Origin of the sequence: Pseudomonas sp. PP3 (genome assembly GCF_905336995.1) — a bacterium.
Lineage (GTDB): Bacteria > Pseudomonadota > Gammaproteobacteria > Pseudomonadales > Pseudomonadaceae > Aquipseudomonas > Aquipseudomonas reinekei.
The window spans coordinates 3,886,686-3,898,693 of sequence record NZ_HG995459.1; the positions used below are offsets into that span (position 1 = coordinate 3,886,686).

Sequence of the window (12,008 nt, forward strand, 5' to 3'; positions counted from 1 at the left end):
CGTTCGGGAGCCGTTAATTGGAGGGAAAAACCTGAGAGCGGCGTTTCTGCTGCCCCCAGGCAAAAACACTTATTTAATGACGATCGGATTCACAGGAGCTCCGGTTCCGCCAACGACCTTTAGAGGGGCTGCGGTATAGAGAAACGTCCACTGACCGTCCTCAGCGCAGTCCTCAGCGAGAGGATCAAGCTGAGCGATCTCAGTGAGAGTGATGCCCAAGTTCCTCATGAGTGCATTGTGCAACGGCAACGCAACCCCTGACACGGGATCGACGGTGACTTCGTTAGCAATGGTGTCGGTAACGATGTTCGGAATTTCCATCTCCTGAAACCACTTCACCAGCTCAGGGCTGTAGGTCAGGCCTGGCTCGATAAAGTCTTTGTAGAACTCTTCCGGGTCGCGTTTATAAAACGAGCCGATCCATCCAGTGCGGATGATGAGAATGTCGCGCTTGTTGATAGAGACGCCTTGAGCCCGGGCCGCAGCCATTAAATCCTCATGGTTGAACGTTTCACCTGCATCCAGCACGTCTTTACCACGGTGGCGCGCTATGTCGATCAGAATGCCTCGGCCAACGATGCCTTTTTCACCCAATGGAGCAACGCTCGCCTTGGCCAGGGAACCGATAGTGGTATCGGCGCTGTAGCCATTCCAAATCTGATCGTCGTACCAGACATGCCCAAGGGCGTCGTACTGAGTTGACCCTTGAAGATGAAAAAACATCACGTCGTCGGCGAACTCGTAAGAGCCCGGAAAATGTGGGCCTTTGCCACAGTTGTAGTGACCACGATCCATGATATTCATGCGTTTTGACTGGGAGCGACCAGGCCAGACCGGGTCACCAGCAGGATCTGCCATGCGTACCTGCAAAGTAAATGTCTTGCCTTGCTTGACCTCTTTGACCCCTTGGAGAACTTCGATACCTGTAAGGTAGTTGAGTGAGCCTACCTCATCATCCGGGCCCCACTTACCCCAGTTCTTAGGGGAGTCTTTGAGCAAGTCATGAATATGCGGAACGGTCTTGTCTGTCATTTTCTGAGCCTCTTTTATTCTTGGATTAGCTGTGCTGCATTTAGCGGTTAGTTGAAACGTTCAAATCGTTGTCCCAGCTCGTCGGCACGAGCGAGTCCTCGGATGAGTCGTTCAGCCGTAAGGGCTGGCGCCATATTTTTCGCGTACACCGCACCCAGGGTTGCCTGGACGACAATGTCCAATTCCTCAGAGGTAAACGCAGAGGTCTGGCCAAGGCCGTCAAGGGTGACGGGAAGATTCACATCATTCAGAAGCTGAGCGACCTCTAGGATCTCTGAGTCTGGGCGCTCTTCGACGGACATCTGCACCAGCGTCCCGAATGCGACAAGCTCACCATGCAGCATGGAAGTAATCGCAGGAATTGACGTAAGACCTCGCACAAGCGCATGGGCTAACGACAAGCCGCCACTCTCGAACCCAACGCCACTGATAAGGACGGTTCCTTCAACAACCCGCTCGACATCATCATTAACCTCGTGCCGGCCTACTGCTTGGTAAGCGCTGTACCCGTAGGTCATAAGCGTCTTAAACACTGCCTCTGTTAGCAGCAATGCAGTGTTCAACGCTGGAGTACCAAATGAGTTATTGCCTCCGGCAGACTGACATTGTTGCGCCTCAAACTTTTTACTGATGGCGTCGCCGATGCCTGCGGCGAAAAACCTTGCAGGCGCACGGACAATCACTTCGGTGTCCACGACTACTGCAGAGGGGTTCATGTTCAGGTACTCGACACCAACGACCTTGTGCGCTTCGTCGTAAAGCACAATCAAACGGCTGGTTGGGGCGTCGCTGGAAGCAATGGTCGGGCATACGACAATGGGGACGTTAAGCTGAGCTGCCATCCCTTTAGCCGTGTCAATTGTCTTACCCCCGCCCAAAGCGATGATGGTGTCTGGCCTGTAATCTGCTGATCGCTCACAGAGAGACGCAATTGCAGCTTTAGTGCATTCACCAGGAAAAACGATACTGTTCGCCTCGAAGCCATGCTCTGACAATGCGTTCCCTACCTCAGGCCACAGATGCTTCGAGACGAACTCGTCGCACAAGACCAAAGGGCGCGATTGCCCCATATCGGAAAGGATTCTGCCAAGCTGTTTTAGCGCGCCAGGCCCTTGCTCGTATCGGCCAGGAAAACCCATTGTTCGAACCATGCCACCACCCGCTGCTTAAAAAAACCGTGAGATAAATCGTTACGTTGAATACGAGCCCGGATGGATCAGCGCATCAACCAGCCACCCGCCACATCCAAAACTTGGCCCGTGATGAAGTCGCTGTCGTTTGAAGTCAAAAAGCATGCTGCTTTAGCTACCTCAAGTGGCGTTCCAAGACGGCCCAACGGAGTCTCATCAACGACTGCCTGGTTCGCCTGCGCAGAAACGGTTTTAAGAAGCGGCGTTTCGATTCGTCCCGGAGCCAGTGCGTTTGCAGTAATGCCATAGGGCCCGAGCTCGCCTGCCAGGTGACGGGTAAAACCGATAATCGCGGCTTTAGTAGCGCTGTAATGCGCCGCGACAATAGGCAAATAGGCGCTACCGGCGACGGAAGACATGTTCACGATTCTTCCAAAGCCGCGCTCAACCATTCCCGGCGCGATTGCCCTAACCAGGTTGAACGAGCCAGTGAGGTTGATGCCGACGACCCTTTCCCATTCCAGAGGATCCATTTCCCAAATCGGTGCGGGTGCGCCCTGATGTTTGGGTGACACGCCTGCATTGTTGATCAAGGTGTCGATCGGGCCGAGCTGCTCACTAAGCTCAAGACAGGCTCGACTGCATTGAGCGAAATCTGATACGTCAGCTTTAGCCCAAGCCACCAAATGTCCGGCAGCACTGAGTTGCCGGGAAAGCTCGGAAACTGACTGTTCGTCGAAATCTACCAAGGCAACCCGCGCGCCCTCCTCGCAGTACAGCCGGGCAATTGAGGCACCGATGCCCCCTCCTGCCCCGGTAATGAGAACTGTGCGTCCTGAATGTCGAAGATTCGTCATGCCAAATTCCCCGCGCTGAAAAAACAGAAACAAGAGGCGGTGATGCTCAAACGCGTCCGATGCCGCACTGGCTGACCGAAAATTTTGGACTCATATAGGCGGGTGGTTTTAGGAGATTTGCGTGGCGAAGCCAGTGCCCCCGTGCCGGAGCGGTCTGTGACTTTAGGTAAGAGAGTGGCGAGGGCAGCCTGCGTCGTTGACCGAGCGAAGGCTAATGATGCAGTGATCATTATGATCTCCAGACTTGCCTAGGAAAACGGCAAATATGAATCGTTTCATTCTCACAGCCTGCGGACCTAAGCCAACAAAATCTGTGGTTTTTTCACGACTCTATTTTTGTATTTATTCTCGAAAGAGATATTTATGAAGCGCTTCATTTTTATTCGGATATTTGACCGCTGTCAAGCGGTCTGCATGGTCACTTCCCCAGCAAGGAGCGCCAGTAGTTCCGACGAAACGCAGTCATGAGCATCTGCGCCAATCATATTGAGGATGTGGAAAACACCGGCGCACTAAGCCTATGAGGCACCAGCTCCTTTGGCAGATGCACGGAATACGGGCGCAGTGCCCACGCCTGGAAGTCGGTGCTCAAGTGAAATGAATACGCGATGCATATGTTGGGTATCGACTAGTCGTGCGGGCTTCACTCACGGGTCAGGCAGAATGAATGCCTTCCGCAGAATGCTGATCCCATGGTGGGCATGGTGACCAAGCCTCCACGAGCTTATCGATGAAGAGTCGAATTTTGGGAGAGAGGTGCCGCTTGCTAGGGTAGATCACCCGAATAGGCTCTGCGGCCTCTGCATACCCAGCGAGCAATTGAACAAGCTTGCCGCTCCTCAAATCGTCGTTCACCACGTAGGAAGGAAGAGTCGCGATGCCCAGGCCAGCTACAGCTGACTGGTGTAATGACTCAGCACTGTCCATCTGTAGCCTTCCACCATGAGTAACGGACACAGAGCTACCATTCACGCGAAAATTCCAAGGAAGCAATCTCCCACCGCTCACGAAATGCAGGCACTGGTGCTCGGATAAATCCTCCGGCGTTTTAGGCTCGGCATGCTCAGCCAAATATTTGGGGGAAGCGCAGGTAATCATTTGTTGGTAGGCCACAGTGCGCGTTAACAACCGAGAATCTTCCTTCGGTGGCCCGATGCGCATGGCCAAATCAAATCCCTCATCGATCAGATCGACCAGCCTGTCAGAAAAGGTGATATCCACGCTCAGGGAGGGCCAATCCTTAAGGCAGCACTCAATGTGCTGAAGGACATGAAGTCTGCCCAGCGCAACCGGCAGACTCATCCGCAGTCGCCCACTGGGTGTCGAACGACGAAACGCAAGGGCATCCTCCACGTCGTCCAGATCCTGAAGAACGCCCACACAGCGCTCATACAGAACCTGGCCGTCATCCGTCATGCTTAAACTGCGCGTAGTGCGATTCAGTAAACGTACCTGTAAACGAGCCTCGAGCCTGACTATCGACTTCCCCACTGCAGAGCGCGTGAGGCCAAGCTGTTTTGCCGCCGCAGTGAAGCTTCCAGCGTTTACCGAGCTCACAAACGCGGCAATATCATTCAGGTTATGGAGTTCCATAGGGCCTCGGTGGTCTCAACGTTCGGGCGGCTTAGCACCTGTTATGGGGAACCCTATTCCCCAATACTAAGCATAGTATCTCAATTAGCTAATCCACTCCCAACGATCAATTGAGGTCATTATGAACACTAAAGTCCAAGCAGCCGTCCAAACCTGGGCCAATAGCCTTAGCGATCTGGTACCCGTTCTTAAGGGAATCGATACCACCACAAAAATGAGCGACATCCGCGACTCTTACGCAAAAATGCTCGCGCAAAATCCAGCGCCAGCTGGCGTTAAATTCGAAGCAGTCGACATGGGTGGCGTACCAGGCACACTGGTTACTCCGGACGAGATCAAAACCGACGCGGTCGTGATGTACATCCACGGCGGCGCCTACATTGTAGGACGTCCAGACGGCTACCACGGTATCGGCGGCAACTACGCGAAAATGCTCGGTGCTCGTGTGTACATGCCGGACTACCGCCTCGCTCCTGAGCACAAGTTCCCAGCATCAATTGACGACACATTGCGCGCTTACGAATGGTTGCTTGAGCAGAAAATCCCGGCTAACAAAATTGCGTTCTCTGGCGAGTCGGCTGGCGGCGCAATGGTCGTCAGCGTCATGGTCGCGGCTAAATCGAAAGGGCTTCCATTGCCTGCGGTTGGCTCCTCCATCTCACCATGGGCGAACCTTGAACACACCGGTGCTTCCATGAGCAACCGTGAAGGTCTGGATCCTCTGAACTCCAAGCCTGTCTTGGACATCCTCGCCAGAGCATTCCTAGGCGACACATTGGCCAATCATCCTCTGGCCTCACCTGTGTTCGCGGACGTCACCGGTCTTCCACCAATCTTGGTGCAGATCGGCGAGAACGAGCTGATGTTGAGTGATGCAATGCGCCTTGCAACTCACCTGGCTGATAACCGGGTTCGCGTGAACCTGGAAGTATGGCCTGCGATGTTCCACGCCTGGCACTTCTACGCCACCATGCTGCCAGAAGGTCAGCAGGCTATGGAAAGTTCCGTTCGCTTCATCGAGGCTGGCTTGGCCAACGCTAACCGCTAAAACGCAGAACAACCGCGATGGCTTTTCCTGCTGTCGCGGTTTTACTAATGCTGTTCCACAAAAGCTTCATCAGGCTAATAAAAAACCTGAGCAAGCGCCCTGCCCAACTCTTGTCACTTACCCCCCCTTCTTGGCAGGTCATGTCCACTGAACTCAGAACATGGTTTTTCCGGTGACACGAGACCGCAGCACGATCAATCCCCGAGTCTACCCCGTCGTGCGCCACCTTAGAGCATCATCCGCATCACGGCGCGACCAGGCACCATGGAATGAATCGCAAGCAGTTTCTCGAGCAACCGGACATGCTCGGCCTCATCGAGTGGCTAATCGAAAACCTTCCCACTCTTCCAGTACATCTGAAGGTCGCGCGCAGTAGGCTCGTGCGCAACGCGATCGACTGCAAGGTTCAAGGTATCGAAGCGGCGAATACCAGTGGGGCGGGAATTGGGAGACGGTCAAGGCGGAGCTGCGCCGGCAGCGCATTCGCTTGCGTTTGGCGGTTCGCGCCCGCGATGAGTTCGCCACGCATGGAGCCTGCGAAGCGATCCTAGCGTGGAGAAAAGTCGATGGCGCCGTCGGATTCCTCAAGAATCAAATGCACGACAAGAACTTGATGAATTACCTAAAGCAGTGCCAGGCGCTTCTCGCGCTGGACCGCAAGCAGCAGCTCAACCACCTCACCAAGCAGAACATCCTAAGATTCGACTCGGGCATGACTAAGATCCATGCCCTGCTCGACACCACTGGCTCTCCAATCTATGACGGCCGGGTCGGTGCCGCCATCGCGCTGCTCTACTGCCTGTAACGCCAAGGCACCGGCACCACTGCGCCGCAGGTAGTGGACTTCGCCTGGGGGCCAGGGATCGGCGACCAGATTCGAAACCCAAAACACTTAATGCTTGGCTACAACGGTACACCGCAACTCTCCACCACCAGTCACCACCTTTGGGCACGGCGCCAGCTCCAATTAGGTTGGATCATCCGCGCGGTACTAGAAGGGTCCGAACTATTCGCCAAGCAGCCTCAGCTGGTAGACCGCTGCCACGCCTTTGAAGCTGGATTATTCATGATGGGCTATGACCTACGCAGTCTAGTCCCCGACGGCTATACGATCCCAGTGCCGCCCAAGCCTAACTACCGGGTACGCAGGATGACCCGAGCGACCTGAGATAAACAAGCTGATGGTTGACCCGTATGTAGTTCTCAATAAGCAGGAAAATAGTCTTAAACACTCAAAAACGTCAGGACCGAAGAGAAAGACCAAACAACATTGGTAAAGAGACCACGCGTGAGCGCCAAAGCCTGCGCCCGCCCACGCGGAAGCCGTGAGGACTCCACCCAGAGCCGGTGGTTTTGTGGGGGTAAAAACGACCAAAAATAAAAAGGGGTCGCGAGATAAAATCTCGCAACCCCTTGATTTATATGGTCGGGACGGAGTGATTCGAACACTCGACCCCTAGCACCCCATGCTAGTGCGCTACCGGACTGCGCTACGCCCCGACTAGGCGTGAAACTCATTCCTCAACCTCGAGGAACGCTCAAGAATATATCGCAAGCTTTTGAAAACTGGAAGTATTTAAAAGCAGGAATTTATTTCTTGAGGACCACCAGAACATCTTCGAGCTCGGCGATCATCTGGCGGATCATTTGCTTGTATTGGGTGGTGTCGTCTTTGGCCTCATCGCCGGACAAACGCAAGCGTGCGCCGCCGATGGTGAACCCTTGATCGTAAAGAAGTGCGCGGATCTGCCGGATCATCAGCACATCCTGGCGCTGATAATACCGGCGGTTTCCGCGGCGTTTGACGGGGTTGAGTTGAGGAAACTCCTGCTCCCAGTAGCGCAGTACGTGCGGTTTTACCGCACACAGCTCGCTAACTTCACCAATGGTGAAGTAGCGTTTGCCTGGGATGACGGGTAGCTCGTCGTTATGACTTGGTTCCAGCATAAGCCTCAACTCGGGCCTTCAACTTCTGCCCTGGACGAAAGGTGACCACACGGCGAGCCGTGATCGGGATTTCTTCTCCCGTTTTCGGATTGCGGCCAGGCCGCTGGCGTTTGTCCCGAAGATCGAAATTACCGAAACCGGACAATTTGACCTGTTCGTTGTCTTCAAGAGCGTGCCTGATTTCCTCGAAAAACAGTTCAACCAATTCCTTGGCTTCCCGCTTGTTCAGGCCCAGCTCTTCATACAGACGTTCCGCCATCTCAGCTTTCGTCAAAGCCCCCATACGTCACTTCCTTAACGTGGCGTCCAACCTTTGTTCGAGCGAGGTGAGGATGTTTTGCGTCGTGTTATTCACCTCATCGTCATTAAGAGTGCGCGATGGATGCTGCCAGGTCAAGCCAACTGCGAGGCTTTTTCTATCAGGATCAATACCTTTACCCTGATATACGTCAAATAGCCTGAGGTCTGTCAGCCATTCGCCTGCATTTTCACGGATTACGTCCAATACAGCCGAGGCTGCAACGTCTTTGTGCGCAATCAGTGCAAGGTCACGACGCACTTCAGGAAAGCGCGACAACTCGTGGAATTTAGGCATTTTGCCCGACGCCACCTCCGCCAGAACCAGCTCGAAAACAAACACCGGACGATCCAGACCCAGGGTTTTCGACAATTCAGGGTGGATAGCACCTACAAAGCCCACCAGACGACCTTCGCGTTCGATGCGCGCGGTTTGACCCGGGTGCAACGCCGGGTGTTTGCCCGGCACGAACGTGAATGCATCCAGAGCACCGGCGAAGCCCAGCACCGCTTCCACGTCAGCCTTGACGTCGAAGAAGTCCACGGTGTCGCGACCCTGTGCCCAGCCTTCCGGCAGACGGCTACCGCAAACCACACCGGCCAGCATCGGCTCTTGTTTCAGGCCTTCGAGCTGGCCGACGAAACGCAGACCGCTTTCGAACAGACGCACGCGGTCCTGTTGACGGTTCAGGTTGTGCTGAAGCGCCTTGACCAGACCGGGCCACAGCGACGAACGCATGGCAGCCATGTCGTTGGAAATCGGATTGGCCAGCAGCAACGGCTCTACACCCGGATTAAACAGCTCGAACTGTTTCGGATCGATGAAGCTGTAGGTGATCGCTTCCTGATAACCACGGGCGACCAACAGACGACGCAGTTCCGGCAGGTCACTACGCGCTTCTGCCTTGGCTTGCGGCGCCAGACGCGCTTGCGGGTAACGAACTGGCAGACGGTTGTAGCCGTACAGACGCGCCAGCTCTTCGATCAGATCGACTTCCAGGCTGATGTCGAAGCGATGGCTTGGCACTTCTACGCGCCACTGCCCTGCCCCGTCAGCGGTGATGGTCAGGCCCAGACCGCTGAGCAGACGCTCAACTTCAGCCGAGTCCATTTCCATGCCCAGCATCTGGGTGATGCGTTGAGCGCGCAGGGTCACCGGCGCAATCGACGGCAGGTACTGTTCGCTCACGGTTTCGATGATCGGGCCGGCTTCGCCACCGGTGATTTCCAGCAGCAGGCCAGTGGCGCGCTCCATGGCTTCACGGGCGAGCTGCCAGTCCACGCCGCGCTCGTAGCGATGCGATGCATCGGTGTGCAGGCCGTAGGAACGGGCCTTGCCAGCGACGGCGATCTGATCGAAGAACGCACTTTCCAGGAAGATATCGCGAGTGGTCGCGGTGTTGACACCGCTGTGCTCGCCACCCATGACGCCAGCGATTGCCAACGCGCGGGTGTGGTCAGCGATCACCAGCGTATCGCTACGCAGGCTGACTTCCTGACCATCGAGCAATACAAGTTTCTCGCCTTCTTCGGCCATGCGTACGCGGATGCCGCCGTTGATTTCGGCAAGATCAAAAGCGTGCAGCGGTTGACCCAGTTCGAGCATCACGTAGTTGGTGATGTCGACGGCAGCATCGATGCTACGCACGTCAGCACGACGCAGGCGCTCTACCATCCACAGCGGCGTAGGCTTGGACAGGTCGACATTACGGATCACACGCCCCAGATAACGCGGGCAGGCAGCTGGTGCCAGTACTTCAACCGAGCGCACCTCGTCGTGAACTGCCGGAACGCTGGCAACCACTGGACGCGTGACCTTGGCGGCATACAGCGCGCCGACTTCACGGGCCAGACCGGCCAGGGACAGGCAGTCACCGCGGTTCGGGGTCAAGTCGACCTCGATGCTGGCGTCTTCCAGGTTCAGGTATTCACGAATGTCCTGGCCCACTGGCGCATCGGCCGGCAGTTCCATCAGGCCATCGTTGCCCTCGCCGACTTGCAGCTCGGCCTGCGAGCACAGCATGCCGTTGGACTCAACGCCGCGCAGCTTGGCTTTCTTGATCTTGAAGTCGCCCGGCAGTTCGGCACCAATGGTGGCGAACGGAATCTTCAGGCCAGGGCGCACGTTTGGCGCACCGCACACGACCTGGAAGGTTTCCGAACCATTGCTGACCTGGCAAACACGCAGCTTGTCGGCGTCCGGGTGCTGTTCGGTGCTGAGCACCTCGCCCACGATCACACCGCTGAATACACCGGCGGCCGGCGTAACGCTATCGACCTCAAGACCGGCCATCGACAGACGAGCAACCAGCTCATCGCGACTTACCTGCGGGCTAACCCAGCCACGCAGCCATTGTTCACTGAATTTCATCCTGCTCTCCTAAAAATTCGTTACGACTAGCGAAATTGCGCGAGGAACCGCAAGTCGTTGTCGAAGAACAGACGCAAGTCGTTCACGCCGTAACGCAGCATGGCCAGACGCTCAACGCCCATGCCGAAGGCGAAGCCCGAAAACTCCTCCGGGTCGATCCCGGACATACGCAGCACGTTCGGGTGAACCATGCCGCAGCCCATGACTTCCAGCCAGCCAGTCTGCTTGCAGACACGGCAGCCTTTGCCGCTGCACATCACGCATTCCATATCGACTTCGGCGGATGGCTCGGTGAACGGGAAGTACGAAGGACGGAAACGCACAGCCAGTTCTTTCTCGAAGAACACCCGCAGGAATTCTTCAATGGTGCCTTTAAGGTCGGCAAAATTGATGTCGCGATCTACCAGCAGGCCTTCGACCTGGTGGAACATCGGCGAGTGGGTGATATCCGAGTCGCTACGGTACACACGGCCTGGGCAGACGATGCGGATCGGCGGCTGTTTTGACTCCATGGTGCGGACCTGTACCGGCGAGGTATGGGTGCGCAACAACATGTTGGCATTGAAATAGAAGGTATCGTGCATCGACCGGGCCGGGTGATGGCCTGGGATGTTGAGCGCTTCGAAGTTGTGATAATCGTCTTCGACCTCAGGGCCTTCGGCAATGCCGTAGCCAATGCGGGTGAAGAATTGTTCGATGCGTTCCAGAGTGCGGGTAACCGGATGCAGACCACCGGAGGTCTGACCGCGGCCCGGCAGGGTCACGTCAATGGACTCGGCGGACAGTTTGGCAGCCAGATCGGCCTCTTCAAACAACGCCTTGCGTGCATTGAGAACGTCTGTGACACGCTCCTTGGCAACGTTGATCAGCGCACCGACTTGCGGACGCTCTTCTGCCGGCAAATTCCCCAGGGTCTTCATCACCTGAGTCAATTCACCTTTTTTGCCAAGGTAGTGAACCCGGATTTGCTCCAGGGCATTGATATCTTCAGCGCTTTGCACAGCCTCTAGTGCTTGAGAGACGAGCGCATCCAGGTTTTCCATGTACAGACTCCAGATACAAAATAGGGGAAGAGCTTGAAGGCTCTTCCCCTATTTATGACGTTTAACACCTGGCCCCACAGAGGTGAGGCCGGGTGACTGTCGGGGGTACTTAAGCCAAGGTGGCTTTAGCTTTCTCGACAATCGCAGCAAACGCCGCTTTTTCGTTCACTGCCAGATCAGCCAGAACCTTACGGTCGATCTCGATGGACGCTTTTTTCAGGCCGGCGATGAAACGGCTGTAGGACAGACCGTTGATACGAGCACCAGCGTTGATACGAGCGATCCACAGAGCGCGGAACTGACGTTTTTTCTGACGACGGTCACGGTAGGCGTATTGGCCTGCCTTGATTACCGCTTGCTTGGCAACACGGAATACGCGGGAGCGTGCGCCGTAGTAGCCTTTAGCAAGTTTCAGAATTTTTTTGTGACGCTTACGGGCAATGACGCCACGCTTTACACGAGCCATGAGTTACTTCCTCTATTCTTGACTAAAATTAACGAAGGCGCAGCATGCGCTCGACTTTTGCCACGTCAGACGGATGCAGCAAGCTGCTACCGCGCAGTTGACGCTTACGCTTGGTCGACATTTTGGTCAGGATGTGGCTCTTGAAAGCGTGCTTGTGCTTGATACCGTTAGCAGTTTTCAGAAACCGCTTAGCAGCACCACTTTTGGTCTTCATTTTTGGCATG

General features: G+C 55.5%; 12 protein-coding genes and 1 tRNA gene. 2 read left to right on the forward strand and 11 right to left on the reverse strand.

Annotated features, from left to right (window positions below):
- Window positions 1–69 precede the first annotated feature (69 nt).
- The 4 genes from KHO07_RS17565 to KHO07_RS17580 all read right to left on the reverse strand — a co-directional run bounded on the left by KHO07_RS17565 (window position 70) and on the right by KHO07_RS17580 (window position 4,612).
- The gene (locus KHO07_RS17565; protein WP_027620510.1) at window positions 70–1,032 is read right to left on the reverse strand and encodes a cyclase family protein; all 963 of its coding nucleotides are present in this window, start codon (window positions 1,030–1,032) and stop codon (window positions 70–72) included.
- A gap of 47 nt (window positions 1,033–1,079) precedes the next feature.
- Window positions 1,080–2,171 carry a glycerol dehydrogenase gene (locus KHO07_RS17570; protein WP_238786348.1) on the reverse strand — a complete coding sequence of 364 codons (1,092 nt, stop codon included), beginning with the start codon at window positions 2,169–2,171 and terminating at the stop codon, window positions 1,080–1,082.
- Between the two features lie 77 nt (window positions 2,172–2,248).
- Window positions 2,249–3,019: an SDR family NAD(P)-dependent oxidoreductase gene (locus KHO07_RS17575; RefSeq protein ID WP_212625036.1), complete on the reverse strand. Its 771-nt coding sequence runs from the start codon at window positions 3,017–3,019 to the stop codon at window positions 2,249–2,251.
- A gap of 654 nt (window positions 3,020–3,673) precedes the next feature.
- Entirely contained in the window at window positions 3,674–4,612 is a 939-nt protein-coding gene (locus KHO07_RS17580; RefSeq protein WP_122597435.1) for a LysR family transcriptional regulator, read from the reverse strand.
- 121 nt (window positions 4,613–4,733) lie between these two features.
- Between KHO07_RS17580 and KHO07_RS17585 the strand changes: the two genes are divergently transcribed.
- Both KHO07_RS17585 and KHO07_RS17590 read left to right on the forward strand, forming a co-directional pair.
- Window positions 4,734–5,660 (forward strand): alpha/beta hydrolase, encoded by a 927-nt coding sequence (locus tag KHO07_RS17585; protein WP_212625037.1) that lies wholly within the window; start codon window positions 4,734–4,736, stop codon window positions 5,658–5,660.
- A 487-nt stretch (window positions 5,661–6,147) separates the two neighbouring features.
- On the forward strand, window positions 6,148–6,465 hold the full coding sequence (locus KHO07_RS17590) for a hypothetical protein (protein WP_212625038.1): 318 nt from the start codon (window positions 6,148–6,150) through the stop codon (window positions 6,463–6,465).
- A gap of 618 nt (window positions 6,466–7,083) precedes the next feature.
- On the opposite strand, the gene KHO07_RS17595 is transcribed toward KHO07_RS17590, so the two are convergent.
- From KHO07_RS17595 to rpmI, 7 genes are all read right to left on the reverse strand, one after another.
- Window positions 7,084–7,160 (reverse strand) — tRNA-Pro (locus tag KHO07_RS17595).
- Between the two features lie 90 nt (window positions 7,161–7,250).
- Window positions 7,251–7,607 (reverse strand): MerR family transcriptional regulator, encoded by a 357-nt coding sequence (locus tag KHO07_RS17600; protein WP_003179985.1) that lies wholly within the window; start codon window positions 7,605–7,607, stop codon window positions 7,251–7,253.
- Window positions 7,588–7,890: an integration host factor subunit alpha gene (gene ihfA / locus KHO07_RS17605; protein ID WP_002553164.1), complete on the reverse strand. Its 303-nt coding sequence runs from the start codon at window positions 7,888–7,890 to the stop codon at window positions 7,588–7,590. The genes KHO07_RS17600 and ihfA overlap by 20 nt, the downstream gene beginning before the upstream one ends.
- 3 nt (window positions 7,891–7,893) lie before the next feature.
- A complete protein-coding gene (gene pheT / locus KHO07_RS17610) occupies window positions 7,894–10,275 on the reverse strand; it encodes a phenylalanine--tRNA ligase subunit beta (protein WP_212625039.1) in 2,382 nt (793 codons plus the stop codon).
- Window positions 10,276–10,301: 26 nt separating this feature from the next.
- Window positions 10,302–11,318, reverse strand: coding sequence for a phenylalanine--tRNA ligase subunit alpha (pheS, locus tag KHO07_RS17615; RefSeq protein ID WP_150733415.1), 1,017 nt, complete (start codon window positions 11,316–11,318; stop codon window positions 10,302–10,304).
- Window positions 11,319–11,427: 109 nt separating this feature from the next.
- The gene (rplT, locus tag KHO07_RS17620; RefSeq protein WP_007905879.1) at window positions 11,428–11,784 is read right to left on the reverse strand and encodes a 50S ribosomal protein L20; all 357 of its coding nucleotides are present in this window, start codon (window positions 11,782–11,784) and stop codon (window positions 11,428–11,430) included.
- Window positions 11,785–11,812: 28 nt separating this feature from the next.
- Window positions 11,813–12,007: a 50S ribosomal protein L35 gene (gene rpmI, locus KHO07_RS17625; protein WP_002553160.1), complete on the reverse strand. Its 195-nt coding sequence runs from the start codon at window positions 12,005–12,007 to the stop codon at window positions 11,813–11,815.
- Between the last annotated feature and the right edge of the window lies 1 nt (window position 12,008).

Excerpts from the sequence above, each read along its gene's own strand:
- KHO07_RS17565 (WP_027620510.1), bottom strand. The coding sequence starts at position 1,032 with ATGACAGACAAGACCGTTCCGCATATTCATGACTTGCTCAAAGACTCC.
- KHO07_RS17570 (WP_238786348.1), bottom strand. The coding sequence starts at position 2,171 with ATGGGTTTTCCTGGCCGATACGAGCAAGGGCCTGGCGCGCTAAAACAG.
- KHO07_RS17575 (WP_212625036.1), bottom strand. The coding sequence starts at position 3,019 with ATGACGAATCTTCGACATTCAGGACGCACAGTTCTCATTACCGGGGCA.
- KHO07_RS17580 (WP_122597435.1), bottom strand. The coding sequence starts at position 4,612 with ATGGAACTCCATAACCTGAATGATATTGCCGCGTTTGTGAGCTCGGTA.
- KHO07_RS17585 (WP_212625037.1), top strand. The coding sequence starts at position 4,734 with ATGAACACTAAAGTCCAAGCAGCCGTCCAAACCTGGGCCAATAGCCTT.
- KHO07_RS17600 (WP_003179985.1), bottom strand. The coding sequence starts at position 7,607 with ATGCTGGAACCAAGTCATAACGACGAGCTACCCGTCATCCCAGGCAAA.
- ihfA (WP_002553164.1), bottom strand. The coding sequence starts at position 7,890 with ATGGGGGCTTTGACGAAAGCTGAGATGGCGGAACGTCTGTATGAAGAG.
- pheT (WP_212625039.1), bottom strand. The coding sequence starts at position 10,275 with ATGAAATTCAGTGAACAATGGCTGCGTGGCTGGGTTAGCCCGCAGGTA.
- pheS (WP_150733415.1), bottom strand. The coding sequence starts at position 11,318 with ATGGAAAACCTGGATGCGCTCGTCTCTCAAGCACTAGAGGCTGTGCAA.
- rplT (WP_007905879.1), bottom strand. The coding sequence starts at position 11,784 with ATGGCTCGTGTAAAGCGTGGCGTCATTGCCCGTAAGCGTCACAAAAAA.
- rpmI (WP_002553160.1), bottom strand. The coding sequence starts at position 12,007 with ATGCCAAAAATGAAGACCAAAAGTGGTGCTGCTAAGCGGTTTCTGAAA.